17 protein-coding genes and 2 tRNA genes are annotated in these 15,702 nt (G+C 55.2%); 13 read left to right on the top strand and 6 right to left on the bottom strand.

Annotation, left to right across the window (positions count from 1 at the left end):
• The first annotated feature begins 2 nt into the window (after nt 1-2).
• Nucleotides 3-1,088, top strand: coding sequence for a sn-glycerol-3-phosphate import ATP-binding protein UgpC (locus tag D9K61_RS03270; protein ID WP_120631830.1), 1,086 nt, complete (start codon nt 3-5; stop codon nt 1,086-1,088).
• 3 nt (nt 1,089-1,091) lie between these two features.
• Here the strand turns inward: D9K61_RS03270 and D9K61_RS03265 are convergent.
• Together D9K61_RS03265 and D9K61_RS03260 are read right to left on the bottom strand one after the other, a co-directional pair.
• A protein-coding gene (locus D9K61_RS03265) for an IS3 family transposase (protein ID WP_120631829.1) occupies nt 1,092-2,179 on the bottom strand; the annotation gives its coding sequence in 2 pieces (ribosomal slippage) (nt 1,092-1,918 and nt 1,918-2,179; 1,089 coding nt in all).
• A gap of 271 nt (nt 2,180-2,450) precedes the next feature.
• Nucleotides 2,451-2,515, bottom strand: a tRNA-OTHER gene (locus D9K61_RS03260).
• A gap of 157 nt (nt 2,516-2,672) precedes the next feature.
• Here D9K61_RS03260 and D9K61_RS03255 point away from each other — a divergent pair.
• Nucleotides 2,673-3,857 carry a site-specific integrase gene (locus D9K61_RS03255; RefSeq protein WP_120631828.1) on the top strand — a complete coding sequence of 395 codons (1,185 nt, stop codon included), beginning with the start codon at nt 2,673-2,675 and terminating at the stop codon, nt 3,855-3,857.
• A 100-nt stretch (nt 3,858-3,957) separates the two neighbouring features.
• A complete protein-coding gene (locus D9K61_RS03250; protein WP_120631827.1) occupies nt 3,958-4,890 on the top strand; it encodes an IS5 family transposase in 933 nt (310 codons plus the stop codon).
• Nucleotides 4,891-4,948: 58 nt separating this feature from the next.
• Here the strand turns inward: D9K61_RS03250 and D9K61_RS26790 are convergent, their stop codons facing one another.
• Nucleotides 4,949-5,356, bottom strand: coding sequence for a hypothetical protein (locus D9K61_RS26790; RefSeq protein WP_162946721.1), 408 nt, complete (start codon nt 5,354-5,356; stop codon nt 4,949-4,951).
• Between the two features lie 202 nt (nt 5,357-5,558).
• Here D9K61_RS26790 and D9K61_RS03245 point away from each other — a divergent pair, with 202 nt between their 5' ends.
• Both D9K61_RS03245 and D9K61_RS03240 read left to right on the top strand, forming a co-directional pair.
• The gene (locus D9K61_RS03245) at nt 5,559-6,740 is read left to right on the top strand and encodes a type IV secretory system conjugative DNA transfer family protein (RefSeq protein ID WP_254055663.1); all 1,182 of its coding nucleotides are present in this window, start codon (nt 5,559-5,561) and stop codon (nt 6,738-6,740) included.
• 186 nt (nt 6,741-6,926) lie between these two features.
• On the top strand, nt 6,927-8,042 hold the full coding sequence (locus tag D9K61_RS03240) for a recombinase family protein (RefSeq protein WP_120631825.1): 1,116 nt from the start codon (nt 6,927-6,929) through the stop codon (nt 8,040-8,042).
• Here D9K61_RS03240 and istB read toward each other — a convergent pair.
• On the bottom strand, nt 8,039-8,794 hold the full coding sequence (gene istB / locus D9K61_RS03235; RefSeq protein ID WP_120631352.1) for an IS21-like element helper ATPase IstB: 756 nt from the start codon (nt 8,792-8,794) through the stop codon (nt 8,039-8,041). The genes D9K61_RS03240 and istB overlap by 4 nt on opposite strands.
• Nucleotides 8,791-10,236: an IS21 family transposase gene (gene istA, locus D9K61_RS03230; protein ID WP_254055669.1), complete on the bottom strand. Its 1,446-nt coding sequence runs from the start codon at nt 10,234-10,236 to the stop codon at nt 8,791-8,793. The genes istB and istA overlap by 4 nt, the downstream gene beginning before the upstream one ends.
• A gap of 776 nt (nt 10,237-11,012) precedes the next feature.
• Between istA and D9K61_RS03225 the strand changes: the two genes are divergently transcribed.
• The 8 genes from D9K61_RS03225 (at nt 11,013) to D9K61_RS03190 (ending at nt 15,408) form a co-directional block, all read left to right on the top strand.
• Nucleotides 11,013-11,888, top strand: coding sequence for a carbon-nitrogen hydrolase family protein (locus D9K61_RS03225; protein ID WP_120631823.1), 876 nt, complete (start codon nt 11,013-11,015; stop codon nt 11,886-11,888).
• Between the two features lie 91 nt (nt 11,889-11,979).
• A complete protein-coding gene (gene infA, locus D9K61_RS03220; RefSeq protein WP_005978431.1) occupies nt 11,980-12,198 on the top strand; it encodes a translation initiation factor IF-1 in 219 nt (72 codons plus the stop codon).
• Between the two features lie 11 nt (nt 12,199-12,209).
• Complete coding sequence (locus D9K61_RS03215; RefSeq protein ID WP_120631822.1) at nt 12,210-12,788, top strand: nucleoside triphosphate pyrophosphatase; 579 nt, start codon at nt 12,210-12,212, stop codon at nt 12,786-12,788.
• On the top strand, nt 12,785-13,807 hold the full coding sequence (locus D9K61_RS03210; protein WP_120631821.1) for a ribonuclease E/G: 1,023 nt from the start codon (nt 12,785-12,787) through the stop codon (nt 13,805-13,807). Before D9K61_RS03215 ends, D9K61_RS03210 begins: the two co-directional genes overlap by 4 nt.
• The gene (locus D9K61_RS03205; RefSeq protein WP_120631820.1) at nt 13,804-13,986 is read left to right on the top strand and encodes a DNA gyrase inhibitor YacG; all 183 of its coding nucleotides are present in this window, start codon (nt 13,804-13,806) and stop codon (nt 13,984-13,986) included. Before D9K61_RS03210 ends, D9K61_RS03205 begins: the two co-directional genes overlap by 4 nt.
• Nucleotides 13,987-14,065: 79 nt before the next feature.
• Nucleotides 14,066-14,140 (top strand) — tRNA-Phe (locus tag D9K61_RS03200).
• A gap of 222 nt (nt 14,141-14,362) precedes the next feature.
• Nucleotides 14,363-14,560, top strand: coding sequence for an AlpA family transcriptional regulator (locus tag D9K61_RS03195; RefSeq protein WP_120632080.1), 198 nt, complete (start codon nt 14,363-14,365; stop codon nt 14,558-14,560).
• Nucleotides 14,561-15,201: 641 nt separating this feature from the next.
• On the top strand, nt 15,202-15,408 hold the full coding sequence (locus D9K61_RS03190; protein WP_120631819.1) for a hypothetical protein: 207 nt from the start codon (nt 15,202-15,204) through the stop codon (nt 15,406-15,408).
• Between the two features lie 127 nt (nt 15,409-15,535).
• Here D9K61_RS03190 and D9K61_RS03185 read toward each other — a convergent pair.
• The coding region (locus tag D9K61_RS03185) for an ATP-binding protein (protein ID WP_162946719.1) at nt 15,536-15,702 on the bottom strand (167 nt) is incomplete at its 5' end.

The following is a 15,702-nucleotide window of genomic DNA, read 5'->3' as shown; positions in this document are numbered from 1 at the left end:
AAATGGCAACAGTAACCCTTCAAAACGTCAAGAAGAGTTTTGGCGACACGGACGTCATTCACGGGATTGATGTGGACATTGCGGATGGTGAATTCATCGTCATCGTTGGCCCGTCCGGTTGCGGAAAATCGACATTATTGCGTATGGTCGCAGGCTTGGAAACCGTCACATCGGGCGAGATCAGGATCGGCGATGAAAGGGCCAATGAAAAAGAACCCATGGATCGCGATATCGCCATGGTGTTCCAAAACTACGCGCTCTACCCACATATGTCGGTGCGTCAGAACATGGGCTACGGACTTAAGATCGCCGGATTGCCTAAGGGCGAGATCGATCAAAAAGTGACTGAAGCCGCGAAACTCTTGCAGCTTGAGCCTTTGCTGGATCGCAAACCCAGGCAGCTGTCTGGTGGTCAACGTCAGCGGGTCGCCATGGGCCGTGCCATTGTACGCGAACCGGCGGTGTTTCTGTTCGATGAGCCGCTGTCGAACCTCGACGCCAAACTGCGTGTACAAATGCGTCTGGAGATTCGGGAGCTTCAGGAAAAGCTTGGAATCACATCACTTTACGTGACCCACGATCAGGTTGAAGCGATGACAATGGCCGACCGGATGATCGTGATGAACGGGGGCGTCGCGGAACAAATCGGAACGCCGTTGGATGTCTATGAAACACCGCGAACATTGTTCGCAGCCCAGTTCATAGGCAGCCCCGCCATGAACATCTTTGACGCCGAATGCAAAGATGGCAGGCTGAAGGTTGGTGACGTCGAAATCGGCCCTGCAACGGTAGCGGATGGCGCTGTAAAACTGGGCATACGCCCCGAGCACCTTGTGCAGGACGGCAACGGCCCGATCGAAGCCTCCATCCAGATATCCGAGCCGCTGGGCGCCAATACTCTGTTGCATGGTCAGTTCTCGGCGAACAAGACTGCGATCACCATCAGTCTGCCCGGGGTCCACCCGATCGAGGGCAAGCATGCGAACATGCGGTTTTCGGTGCAGCCAGCTCATATGCACTTCTTTGATCCGAGCACCGGGCACAGGTTGGAAGGTAATCCCCCCGTTTTTAAAGGGGTTCAGCCGTAGAATTCATACGGCTGTTTTCATTTTCATAGCGGGTGTCATACCACCAATGCCCATGTTGGGTCGCTCGTTGTTGTAAGTCCAGAGCCATTCGGTTGCTTGGTCTTGTGCCTCCTCGATGGTTTCAAAGATGAATTGCCCCAGCCATTCGCCTCGAACGGTGCGGTTGTAGCGTTCGATGTATGCATTCTGCAGCGGCTTTCCCGGCTGGATGTATTCAAGCCGGATATTGCGTTTCTCGGCCCATTCCATCAGCTTTCCACTGACGTATTCCGGGCCATTGTCGACACGTATCGCAGCAGGCTTTCCACCCCACTCGATAATCTGGTTCAAACTTCGCACAACCCGCTCGGCAGGCAGCGAGAAGTCCACCTCGATGGCCAGGCCTTCACGATTGAAGTCATCCAGCACATTCAACGTCCGGATCGACCCGCCGTCTGCGAGTTGATCTGCCATAAAATCCATCGACCAAGTCTCGTCAGGCCTGTCAGGCACCGCTAGAGGCTTCGGTTTGTCCCGCTTGAGCCGTTTCTTGGGCTTGATCCGCAGGTTCAGCTCCAACTCGCAGTAGATCCGGTAGACCCGTTTATGGTTCCAGCCGTAGCCCTGCACGTTGCGCAGATAGAGAAAGCATAGCCCAAAACCCCAGTTGCGCTTGTTGGTCGTCAGACGTTCCAGCCAGTCGGCAATCTCCTCATTCGCATCCCTCAAGACGAGGCTATAGCGATAACAGATCTCGCTGATCTGAAATGTTCGGCAGGCCAGCGCGATGCTGACCCCATGATGTGTGACCGCATTCATGGTCATCTCTCGCCTCTGAGACGGCCTTAACGCTTTTTTCCAAGTGCCTCCTTCAGCAAATCATTCTGCATGCTCGTCTCGGCATACATCTTTTTGAGACGGCGGTTCTGCTCGGCCAGATCTTTCATCTCAGCGATCAAAGACGCGTCCATACCACCAAACTTGGCCCGCCATTTGTAAAAGCTGGCGCTGCTCATGCCATGTTCACGGCACAGCTCAGAAACCGGCACACCGCTCTCCGCCTGCTTCAAAACCGCCATGATCTGTGCGTCGCTAAATCGTCCGTTCTTCATTCAAAATCTCCTCAGATATCTTGCCGAGAAAATTCTACTTTTGAACACCACTAATTTTAGGGAGGATTACCTCGTTAGTACCCAGATTCGTGATCTCGTATTGGCGCACCGCCAATATGGGCATTGGTCAGAACTAGGAGAAGACCCAAAATAGGGGGGCAGATGCGACGCTTACTATACACCGCCTGACTCCTGCAAATAGGTGCTGTATCCGGGATCGGATGCCCAAATAACGAACAAAGCCGCCCTGGGGCGGCTTGTTCGACAGTAATGGTTGCGGGAGTAGGATTTGAACCTACGACCTTCAGGTTATGAGATAGCTTACGGCATCCCGCACCAACTACGCCCCAAAACGCTGCTTTACCCTATCTTGTTGGAATCGTTGTTTTATTATTGACGAACGTCGCACTTAATTCCTACCTCTTACGCCATGAACCGCTTCCAGTTGCTTCCACAATGCTTCCACGGGGCGATGACAGAGAGAGGACGAGGGATGCCCAAACTAACCAAACGTGCCGTAGAAGCCCTGCCCGTTGAGACGAAAGATTACTTTGTCTGGGATAGTCAGATTCCGGGGTTCGGTGTCCGCGTCATGCCTTCTGGGGCAAAGACCTATCAGGCGCAGTACCGAAAGGGCGGCAGGACACGGCGCGTCTCCATCGGTCGACACGGCAAGATCACCGTCGATGAAGCCCGAAAGCTGGCAAAGGAGGTCATGGGACAAGTGGCGAAAGGTGAAAACCCCGCCGAAGAGATTTCCCTACATCGCCGCGCGCCTACGGTCGCGGCCTTGTGTGAGCGGTTCTTTGACACTCACGTCAAGGAACGCTGCAAGCCATCCACCCAATGGGAATATCGCAGGGCTATTGACCTGTTCATCGTTCCAGCAATTGGCAGCTTCAAAATAGTCGACGTGGAACGAAAAGATATTTCCGAATTGCACCACAAGTTCCGGGACAAACCCTATCAGGCGAACCGGACATTGGGCGTGTTGTCCAAGATGTTCAATCTGGCAGAAATCTGGGGCTTGCGCCCTGACGGGTCAAACCCCTGTCGCCATGTCCCGAAATACCGCGAAGAGAAACGGGAGCGGTTTCTGAACCAGAATGAGCTTCAGCGACTTGGACAGGTTTTATCCGATGCAGTACGGGATGGGTCAGAGTCGCCATATGTGGTTGCCGCGTTCCGATTGTTGATCCTGACTGGTTGTCGTCTTGGTGAAATCCAAACCTTGCAAAGGTCCTTCATCACAGACGCAGGAATGGAGCTTCCAGACACCAAGACAGGTGCGCGGCGCATTCCCCTGCCCCAAGCTGCCCGAGCGGTTCTGAGCGCGCTGCCACGGCTTCCTGACAACCCCTATGTCATTGCCGGAGCTGTTCCCGGCCACTATGCCACCGATCTACAAAAGCCATGGCGTCGTATACGTATGCTGGCCGGTCTGCACGATGTCCGTATTCATGACCTGCGCCACACCTATGCTTCGAATGCCGTATCTTCGGGTATGCCGATTCAGATGGTTGGGCGGTTGCTAGGTCACAGTCAAATTCAGACCACCATGCGATATGCGCATTTGGCGGATGATCCGGTGCGGAGGGCGGCGGAAGAAAATGCGGCGCGGCTCGACGCATTAGTGGGAATGCCAAACGTCGGCCACGGGTTGCGTGTCGCGATTTAGGCAGGGCACCGCCCTACATAAGGTTACGTTATATAGGGGCTTTGTTGCACAAATGGGGCGAGGGATTCCCTGTTTGAATCCAGTGGGGTAGCAACGGTGCATGAGCAGTTGGTCCCCTACGAAGTACAAGACCAGGAACTGGCCTTCGTACAACACAGCGTTGAAGCAGCGCGGTTCGCTATCGATCTGGCTTGATCCTGAGATGGAATGGTACGCTTCGTCGACCGGCAAGCGCGGTCGTCAGCGCGAGTTTAGCGACGCGGCAATCCAGGTTTGCCTCACGATGAAGGTGCTATTCGGCATGCCCCTTCGCCAGACGACCGGGTTCGTCGAAAGTTTGTTGCGGCTGGCAGGCCTTGACTGGAAAGTGCCAGACTTCAGCACTCTTTGCCGCCGCCAGAAGACGATGAGCGTCGCTATCCCCTATCGCGGAGGGACGGGTCCTTTGCACCTGCTGCTCGACGCGACCGGGATCAAAGCGGAGGGTGAAGGAGAGTGGAACGCCCGTAAGCATGGCGGACCAAAGAAGCGCCTTTGGCGCAAGCTGCATCTCGGTATGGACGAGGAAACACTGGAGATCCGCGCAGTTGGCGTCACGACAAGCAATGTCGGCGATGCTCCTATGTTGCCCGACCTGCTGGACCAAATCCCGCCCGACCAAGAGATTGCCACGGTCACCGCTGATGGGGCCTACGACACGCGCAGCTGCCACAATGTGATTGCCGCTCGCGGAGCCGCCGCCATCATCCCGCCACGCAAGAATGCCCAACTTTGGAAGCCAACCACGGCAGGAGCTATCGCCCGAAACGAAGCTGTCAGGGCGTCCAAATATCTTGGACGGGCACTCTGGCGAAAGTTGACCGGCTATCACCGCCGAAGTCGCGCAGAGACGAAGATGCACTGCCTCAAACTCCTGGGCCAAGGCCTCATGGCCCGAGACTTCGACCGGCAGGTCGCTGAGCTACAGATCCGGATCGCGGTGCTCAACCGCTACACCGCTCTTGGCATACCCATCACAGAGCCCGTAGGATGAGTCTGTCCGCGGAAAGGGGAAGTGCGTTCAGACCCCGATTTGTGCAACAAAGCCTCCATTATGCTAAAAAAACTGTGTATGTTGCTAGTAAGTATATTGTGGCGGCGAACATAATTACTTCATATGAACTGACCCGGCTTTGGTTTTTCAGAAAATTACGAACATATATCGGGAAATAAAGTAGAGCTGCACAGGCAAATCCCGCCAAAAAAAGGAATACAAAAAATGTGTGGGTGATCTCGTCCCATGTTGGTGGCCTATTGCCTGGTGTGATCATTGCGATTTTGATCGAATTTATCGCAAAAGCGGTACCTATTGTCAGATTGACTGCTGCGCAAACGCAAACAAAAAAGAAAATTAGCTTTTCCAATTTCTCTCCATTTCCTTCGCTATTTTTTTCAATTTTACTAAATGTATTGTTTCCCGATAGTGACGGAATATAACCTAGGGAAGAAAGATCTGTCATGGACTTTGCTCATAGTAGTACATGTGTTTCTTTCCTTTGCAACCCTCGATACGGGCTGGAGCCCTTCCAATTCTGCATGGATCTCAAAATGGTCGAAAAAGAGAGCGCGCTGACAGATGCCTGATTGTTGACGTAGACCCTCAAGTCGCGACGTCTGCGAAAATCACCTGACCCAATATCGTGCCTGCTAGCCCGAGTGAGGGTGCTGGGAGACAATACAGCTATGTCTCACACAATCCTCGGCCTGGCTTACCAGCGATACAAAGACCCGTTTCCGTTTGGTTTGACCCAGCGGGATCGCCTCCTGCATCAGTACATCATCGGGCAGACGGGTACCGGCAAATCCACGTTGCTGTTGAACATGGCGCAACAGGATGCAACAAATCGGCGCGGGTTCTGCCTGATTGATCCCCATGGGGATCTCGCCGAGACGCTACACAATTCGCTAACCCGAGAACATATCTATTGGGATGTGACTGATCCCGATTGTCCCTATGGGTTCAATCCGCTGAAACGTGTTTCCGAGCGCTACCGTCCACTTGTCGCATCGGGCTTGATAGAGGCCCTGAAGAAGCAATGGCCAGATGCCTGGGGTGCACGTATGGAGCACCTGCTCCGCTACGCCATTCTTGCGCTGCTGGAGCAGCCCTCAGCCGATTTGCGCGATATTATGAAACTGTTCACCTATAAGGGGTTTCGGCGGCAAGTCATCGACGCTGTCACAGACCCCCAGGTTCAGTTCTTCTGGAAATATGAGTTTCCGGCAATGAACTACCAATCCAGTGCTGATGGGGCGTCACCCGTCGCCAACAAATTGGGCGCATTCCTGGCGCATCAGTCCGTTCGGGTTGCTTTGTGTGAACCGAAAGAGCCCCTGAGGTTCAGACCACTCATGGATGAAGGGCAGGTGCTTATCATAAACCTGGCGAAGGGAAGGCTGGGGGCGGACATCTCCAATGTGCTTGGTGGGTTGATCACCGCCAACCTGATGCATGCGGCCCTTACACGGCATGGGCTGCCCGAGCTCGCGCGGCGTCCTTTTTTCCTCTACGTTGACGAGTTTCATAACCTCACCACCAAGTCCTTTGCTGGATTACTATCAGAGGCCAGAAAGTATGGTCTTGGATTGGTTTTGGCCCATCAACACCTGTCTCAGACCGACCAGGACGTTCGCGATGCGATCTTGGGGAACGTTGGCACGATGGTGGTGTTCCGGGTTGGATCTCAAGATACCGCGCTATTTGAGCGGCTTCTGCCACCGTTCACAGCCGCTGATTTGCAGAACCAGCCCAATCGCCGCGCCGTCATCCGGATGATGAAAGACGGCGAGCCACAGCGGGCATTCTCAGCATCGATGTATCCACCATATCATCAGATCCGATAAGCTGCCTGCTTTGCATCTCTCTGTGCCCCGTTATCATGAGTGAATGTCTGAAGACGAACACATCCAACGCCATCTGGAAATTTGTCAACGTGTCTACGAACGGCTTGTCGCCGAGGGAAAATGGCGTTGGTCAGACTCGCATGAACCTGAGAATTTGGTAGAGTCTGAGGACACGAACTCTGACCTATGAAACAGTGCTTTGGATACATCCGAGTGTCCACGCAGAAACAAGGTGAAGGCGTATCACTCGAAGCGCAAAAGGATGCCATAACGGTTTTTGCGAGTCAGAACGGATTGGTGGTCACGCGTTGGTTTGAAGAGAAAGAAACGGCTGCAAAACGCGGCCGACCAATCTTTAACCAGATGCTGAAACTGCTCAAATCTGGCGGCGCTCAGGGGCTCATCATTCACAAGATTGACCGTTCTGCGCGTAACCTGCGGGATTGGGCGCTGGTTTCTGAACTCCCCAACATTGGCATTGATATCTTCTTCGCAACAGAAAGCCTGGACTTTCGGTCGCGAGGTGGTCGCCTTGCAGCCAACTTACAGGCAGTCATAGCCGAAGACTACATCTTCAATCTCCGGGAAGAGAGTATCAAGGGGATGAATGGGCGTTTGAAACAAGGGCTGTATCCTTGGGGTGCGCCGCCTGGATATCTTGATCAGGGTGGTGGAAAACCCAAGATACCGTGCCCAAAAACCGCTCCGCTGATCAAACTGCTATTCGAGCTTTATGCATCACGGCAGTATTCATACACGGCACTTCTGGAAGAAATGCACCGACGGGGATTGCGAAACAGGCGCGGGGGTCGTCTTTCCTTATGTGGTCTTGGAAATATCCTGCAAAACCCGTTCTACATCGGTCTTAACTATATCAAGAGTACGGATCAGATCTACGAGGGAATACATGAACCGATAGTTTCGACCAGAATTTGGAAACGGGTCCAGGACATTCGCACAGGTCGCTCAGGCCCGAAGATAACACGTCACAACCACTTGTTTCAGGGCCTCTTCCGCTGCGCTCAGTGCGGCAACCCATTGGTACCCGAATTACAGAAAGAACGGGTGTATTATCGATGCAAGCGAAAGGGGTGCCTGACGAAGACTGTCAGAGAGGATGTGCTCGAACAAGCCATTGTGGATGAGCTAAAAAATGTCAACGGCGGAGTAAAATTCTGCCACGGGGCGGAGCAAAAGTCGTCCATTGCTTGGGTGGCCGACGCCTTGGCAAACGCGCTCCCAAATAGCTGGCGGTTGCCAAGGCGTCTTGGTCCGTCAGGACCAATCTTTTCCGCGTATTAGGAGTTCTGCCGAGCCCTGCTCTGTGCCAGACGATAGCTTTCTCCGTTCATCTCCAGGATGCTGACATGGTGGGTCAGCCGGTCGAGCAAGGCACCGGTGAGGCGCTCTGATCCGAACGTTTCCGTCCACTCATCGAAGGGCAGGTTTGAGGTGATCATGATGGAGCCGCGTTCGTACCTTTGGGAGATCAGTTCGAACAGCAGCTCAGCGCCGGTTTTGCTGAGGGGCACGAAGCCCAGCTCGTCGATGATCAGGAGCTTCTGTTTCACCAGTTGCTTTTGCAGCCGCAGGAGCTGGCGCTCGTCGCGGGCCTCCATCAACTCGTGGACGATTGCGGCAGCGGTTGTGAAGCGAACCGCCAGGCCTTTCTGGCAGGCGGCCAGACCGAGGCCGAGCGCCACGTGGGTCTTACCAGTGCCGCTGGGGCCGAGAGCGATGACGTTTTCGCAGCGGTCGATCCATTCACAGCGCGCCAGTTCCAGCACCTGCATCTTGTTGAGGCTTGGGATCGCCGTGAAGTCGAAGCTGTCGAGACTTTTGGTTGCAGGGAACCGCGCTGCCTTGATCCGGCGCTCGATCATCCGCCGTTCCCGGTCGATGAGTTCGAGCTCGATCAGACGGGCCAGGAACTGGACGTGATCTCTCCCTTCGGCAGCGCAGAGCCGGGCCTGCTTGTCGTATTCCCGCAGGATGGTCGGCAGCTTCAGCTTTTTGAGTTGGTGGTTCAGCAGGATCTGTGGTGTCTCCGTCATGTCGAGGCACCTGTTGTCAGGCACATGTAGCTGGAGGGTGACGTCGTCGCCACCTTGGCCCGTGGCAGATACGGATAGACATCCAGATCGAGCCTCGGCGGCCGCCGCTCCACCCGACACAGCACCAGATGCTTCACGGCATCAAAGCTGATTGCTCCCATCTGGAGAGCCGTCTTCACGGCAGCATGAACCTCCTCCATCTCGAAGCTTTCGAGTAGCCGTAGGACCTGCACGTATTCGCGCCGTCCGGCTTTCAGCATGCGCGCTTCCATCAACTTCTGAAGGGTGGTGAATGCCTTGGGCAGTTCCCATCCAATCAGAGGAGCCGCCTGCTCAAAAGCGCCAATCTTCTTCTCGATCAGCGGCAGGTAATGAACCGGATCGAAGACCATGTCCTCGCGGTCGTAGCTGCGAACATGCCGCGCGATGACCTCACCGCCACATCCGATGACCACCCGGTCAACATAGGCGCGGATCCAGACATCGCGATGGCCGTAGGCAACCGGCACAGAATAGTCGTTGGTCTTAAAGCGCAGCAGCGACAAGGAACTGACCCGGCCCGTTGCCTGGTCACAGGCTTCGAAGGACCGGGCGGGAAGCGGCGCCATGATCTCCAGGTCGCGTTGAAGCCGCCCTCCAATCGTCTCATTGTGCCCGCGCAGCTTGTCATGCTGGCGCTTCCGGCACTGCTCTTCGAGCCAGTCGTTGAAGGCATCCCAAGTGGGGAAGTTCGGGACCGGCACCATGAAGTTGCGCCGGGAATAGCCAACCAGCCCTTCGACGGATCCCTTGTCGTTGCCCTTGCCAGGACGTCCGTAGCGGTCCCGGATCACGTAGTGGGACAGCATCTCGCTGAACAGCCGCGCGCGCCTGCGAGTTCCGTCGGGCTCGATCTTAGCCACAAGGCACCGGTCGTTGTCGTACAGGATCGACTGCGGAACGGCCCCGAAGAACCTAAAGGCATGAACGTGCCCGTCCATCCAGGCCTCGGCCGTCGCCGCCGGATAGGCCCGGACGTAGCAGGCGTCGCTATGCGGCAGATCCAAGGCAAAGAAGTGAGCCTTCTGCTCAATGCCTCCGATCACCACCATTGCTTCGCCGAAGTCGGCCTGAGCATGGCCGGGTGCATGGTTAAGCGGTACGAACATCTCGCGATGCCGTCGACCATGTTCCCGAACATAATCCTTGATGATGGTGTAACCACCCTCGAAGCCATGCTCATCACGCAGTCGCTCGCAGATCCGCTTGGCCGTATGCCGCTGTTTGCGCGGTCGTTGCCGATCTTCCGACAACCATTGATCAATGATCCCGGTGAACCCATCCAGCTTGGGCCGCCGGATCGGTGCTGACCGCCGGTAGCCGGGCGGGACCGAAAACGCCAAAATCTTGCGAACGCTGTCACGAGATATCCCGAAATGCCGGGCCGCTTCTCGCTGGCTCATGCCCTCGGCACAGGCCAGACGAACTTTACGATACAAATCCACGGAAAAGATCCTCCCGCCCCCCTCCGTTACGAAAAGAAGGGCAAAGATGGACGACTTTTACGCCGCCCGCAGCAGGGTCATCCCGCCGCTTCCGTGGTCGACTTTCTCACCGCCGTTCTCAGCACTTGCCGAAATCCGTTTCGGCCGAAGAAATGGCCAAATTTCTGGATAACACCGCGAATATGGATTTTCTGGAATTCATTCGTAGAGACAACGCATCTGAGGCAGACTTCATAAAACGGCAACAAAACCTTAACCTACGCCTCATCTCGTGGGTTAAGCAAAATACATAATGTTTCCCGACCAAGGCCTGTCGCCAGCGTTGTCAGACAAATTCAACTTGGAGCCAGATAAGCCGGCCCCTACTTTCACGTACCTCAGGAACTTCACCTCGGTTTCCGACCCACCCTGTTGGAACTCGAAGTAGCGATGCGTGAGGTGCAGCCATTCAAGTGCGAGGCACGAATTCACCCTTTGTCCGCAACCTGTGAATTCGGGCTTTCATTCTTGCTGCGTATATCATGAATGGCCGGTTTTCCCGCCGCGCCGCGACACGAAAATTGGCGCGTGTGCAGAAAGTTTCTTGCTGCGAGCACTCGCAGCGTGAAATCCGAATTCACGGGTTGGGCGCAAAGCGGAACTTCACGTTCAATCCTTAATGAAAGATTGATTATTCTGTACACGCTGCGACGCTCTCTTTTAATGTCTCGGCAAATCAGACCAAGGAACATTTGATGAAACTCGCAACGGCTGCCTACAATCTCGACTGGCTCGACAGCTGGGGGCAGTACGAGGACAAACTCGAGGCGTGGGTTTCAGAAGCCACAGAGCAGGGAGCCGAGCTATTGGTCTTTCCCGAATACGGCGCGATGGAATTGTCGACCCTCAACGGAGCTGACGTGGCCGGGGATCTGGAGCGCTCGATCCGGGCGGTTTCTGACCGGATGGAAGATGTACGAATTGTGCATACCCGCCTCGCAGAGACTTACAGCACATACATTTTGGGCGCATCCGCTCCGGTTTTGACTGGATCGGGTCGGCCGGTGAACCGCGCGACGTTCTACGCTCCGACTGGCGCATTTGATCACCAGGATAAACAGATCATGACCCGGTTCGAGCGCGAGACCTGGGACATTGCCCCCGGAGGGCCGCTCAAAATATTTGACACGGGGCTGGGTAAAATCGGGGTGCTGACTTGCTATGACAGCGAGTTCCCATTACTCGGCCGTGCGCTGAGCGATGCCGACCTGATTCTTGTTCCGTCTTGCACCGAGACCTTATCAGGCTATTGGCGGGTACGCATCGGTGCTATGGCTAGAGCCTTGGAAAATCAATGTGTTACGGTGATGTCGTCACTGGTTGGGGCCAATGACTGGTCCGAAGCCGTGGACATGAACACCGGGACGGGCGGCATCTTTGGACCGCCGGACAAGGGCTTTCCGCAAACGGGCGTTATGGCCGAAGGTGTTCTGAACCAACCTGGCTGGACGTATGCCGAAGTCGACCTGTCAACAATTGCCGATGTCCGCGCCGATGGTCACGTGCTGAACCGAAGCCATTGGGCGGAACAAACCCCGCGAGTCGATTCAGTCACAATATGTTCCCTTTAGGCGAATCGGCCCTTGAAATAAGGCGGAAATAGGCTCATTTAGGCGCACATCCCCGCAGATTCTGCGGGTGCAACGTAATTATGGAGACAACATGGCCAAGGAAGATACGCTCGAATTTCCCGGTGTCGTGAAGGAACTCCTGCCTAATGCGACGTTTCGGGTCGAGCTGGAAAACGGCCATGAGATCATCGCACATACGGCAGGCAAGATGCGCAAGAACCGCATCCGTGTTCTGGCTGGCGACAAAGTTCAGGTCGAAATGACCCCGTATGATCTGACAAAAGGTCGGATCAACTACCGCTTCAAGTAACGCACGATTCAATGGCGTTTATTCTCGGATCGGGCAGTCCTAGGCGACTGGACCTGCTGGCCCAGCTTGGCGTGCAGCCCGACGCCATCCGCCCCCCGGACATCGACGAAACGCCTGCGACTGGTGAATTGCCGGTTCCCTATTGCAACCGCATTGCGCGTGAAAAAGTCCAGGCTGTTCAAGCGGATGACGAAGATATCGTCTTGTGCGCAGATACGACAGTGGCATTGGGCCGACGCATTCTGGGCAAACCGGAAAACGCCGGACAAGCTGCCGAGTTCCTGCACGCCTTGTCCGGGCGTCGGCACCGGGTTGTTACCTCGGTCGCTGTTCGGCACGGTGATCGAGTGCTGCAGCGCGACGTGATATCCCAAGTCAAAGTCAAGCGCTTGTCAGATGTCGAAGTAAACGCCTATCTGGCCACGGATGATTGGCAAGGCAAGGCCGGAGCCTATGCGATTCAAGGTCCTGCCAGCGCCTTCATCCCTTGGATTTCGGGCTCGTTCACTGGCATTGTTGGGTTGCCGCTCTCAGAAACCGCAGGGCTGCTTCAAGGCATCGGCTATCCATTGTATAGAGAGGCGCCATGAAAGGCCGCACCATCATTCTTGACCAACTCGAAGGGCGCGAAGCAGCGGCTCTGATGGTTGACGGTAAGCTGGACGATTTACTGATCGACGGCGATACACCGCGGCCTGGCACCATCTACCGCGCGCGCGCAGACCGGCCTGTCAAAGGGCAGGGCGGTATGTTCGTTACAACGCCAGATGGCCCGGCGTTTCTAAGGCAGGTCAAGGGGCTGGCCCCGGGTGTTCAGTTGCTGGTGCAAGTGACGGGCTTTGCAGAGCCGGGAAAGGCTTTGCCAGTCACAGATAGGGTCCTGTTCAAAAGCCGCTACGCTATCGTGACGCCGGACGCGCCCGGCCTCAATATCTCGCGGAGCATTCGCGATGAGGAGGAGCGGGACCGATTGTTGGAGATCGCCCATGAGCAAATGGAAGGCAGCCCGTATGGCCTGATCCTGCGTTCGTGCTGCTCTGGCGCGGATGTCATTGAAATTGCCGAGGACATCGGCGCGATGCGGGCTCTGGCCGAGCAGGTTCTGAGCGATTCCGGCACCGAACCCGAAACCCTGTCCGAAGGCGATGGTCCCCATATTTTAGCCTGGAGAGACTGGACCGATCCTGCAGAGATTGTCACCGAACCAGGCGGGTTCGAGGCGCAGGGTGTCCTGGATGCGTTAGACACTGCACGCGGTATCACTGAGCCTCTGTCTGGAGGAGGACACTTGTTCATCGAGGCGACCCGCGCTTTGGTGGCAGTCGACGTGAACACGGGCAAGGACAGCTCTCTGGCGGCTGGGACAAAAGCCAATTTCGCCTGCGCGAAACAGCTTGCTCGCGCATTGCGCGTGCGGGGATTGGGCGGGCAGATCACCTTGGACCTTGCCCCGATGCCCAAGAAGGACCGCCGTGGATTCGAACAGTTTCTTCGGGCAGCCTTCAAAGCAGATCCGGTTGAAACAACACTCGCCGGCTGGACCCCGTTGGGGCACTTCGAGTTGCAACGAAAACGTGGGCGTATTCCTTTGACCGAGGTGCTGATATGAGTTGCCCCATTTGCGGCGAAGACACGGTAACCCAGGTCCGTCCATTTTGTTCAAAGCGGTGCGCAGATATCGACTTGGCCAAATGGTTGAACGGATCATACGCGGTCCCGTCGCAACGGGAAGAGGGCGAGGAAACAGGTGTTTCTGAAACGGAAGACACCGTTCCCGGACCACATTGAAAAAATGTCAAAAAGCCTCTGGACACTGTCCGTGGCAAGTCATAGAACGCCTCCACCCAACGGCCAATGCCGTTCCCGTGCCCGGGTAGCTCAGGGGTAGAGCAGTGGATTGAAAATCCTCGTGTCGGTGGTTCGATTCCGCCCCCGGGCACCACATTTTCTTGCAGGTTGTTGATATTAAATAGAAAGCGGGGGAAGTATTTTTTTGGACCCCCGTTTAGTACACCCTTTTTATTGCGAACGTATGGTCCCGAATGTTCCGGTATGCACAGGATCGTTGAATCAACCGCACTTTCTGCACTAGCCTAACCATCTCTCGGGAGACTTGTCGAAACCTGAGGGCATCGCGTTGCTCTCCAATCATGGAGACTTCGTGATGAGGATACTTTCAAAACGTCAGGTGAAGGAGCTTGTTCTGTACTCACCGCAACATATAGCCCGGCTGGAGAAGGCAGGCCAATTCCCAAAGCGGGTACCGCTGGGCCCGAACCGGGTGGGCTGGGTTGAGAGTGAAGTGCTGGACTGGCTTCAAGAACGTTTGGCGCAGCGAGAAGAACCAAACCGACACTCCTGATTTCAGGAGCTGGGTGACCGGGGTTGCAAACCTGGTCACCCAACCCAAGAGACTATAACCCCAATCCAGCGTATCTCGGAGTGACGGTCGGAAGCAGCCGAGGCTGTCTGAAAACTCTGATGGTCTGGCGAAATAAGCCGAAAACACCGTCTATGTGCACTCTCTGGCGGTACTGTGAGAGCTTTTGCACAGGAGCCGGAAACGAGCACGACGAGAGAGCTCATAGGTCGGGGTTTTCACACACTCCAGCCCGAAGCGGACATTAGGTGGTCATATTCTGATAACTGGAGGATCGATTACAACACAGAACGACCACACATCGCTTGGCGAACTGGCTCCGACCGTCTACGCCAATCTCAACCATACCACCGGTCCTGCTTCGCTTGAGCTCCGCAAGGGCTTCACTCAGCGGGCCTTGACCGCAACCCAATCAATAGAAACAAACAGGAACGGATTCTACACCTGAACGGCCCGGTTTCGGGGCTGGGTCAAGATGATCTAAAGGGTCAGCATCGCCGCACTAACAAAATATGGGAAGAGTGCTACTTTTTGTGCTTCACTTGACCTTTGTTGTGTTGCAGGTTTCTTCAAATTGCTACAGTAATTGGAAGGACCCAACTATAGGTAGTCTTCAAAGTTTGATGCAGATTGATTTTGAAAGTAGCCGACTTTCTGAAAAAGAGCGGTATTTCCGGGAGTTCTCTGTTTGGCCAGTTCATTCTGATTTTAATACGGAGGAATGGCTTTCTAACTTCCTTGATGATGAACGATCAGTCGCTGAACGGCTGCTCACGAATTTTGTGTATTTTAATGAAAGAATGACGGATGCTTTGTCAACGGCGGAGTAAAATTCTGCCACGGGGCGGAGCAAAAGTCGTCCATTGCTTGGGTGGCCGACGCCTTGGCAAACGCGCTCCCAAATAGCTGGCGGTTGCCAAGGCGTCTTGGTCCGTCAGGACCAATCTTTTCCGCGTATTAGGAGTTCTGCCGAGCCCTGCTCTGTGCCAGACGATAGCTTTCTCCGTTCATCTCCAGGATGCTGACATGGTGGGTCAGCCGGTCGAGCAAGGCACCGGTGAGGCGCTCTGATCCGAACGTTTCCGTCCACTCATCGAAGGGCAGGTTTGAGGTGATCATGATGG

Source organism: Ruegeria sp. EL01, from assembly GCF_900313035.1.
Lineage (GTDB): Bacteria > Pseudomonadota > Alphaproteobacteria > Rhodobacterales > Rhodobacteraceae > Ruegeria.
Note: the sequence above shows the minus strand (reverse complement) of the source record. Positions and strands in the feature narration are given on the sequence as shown.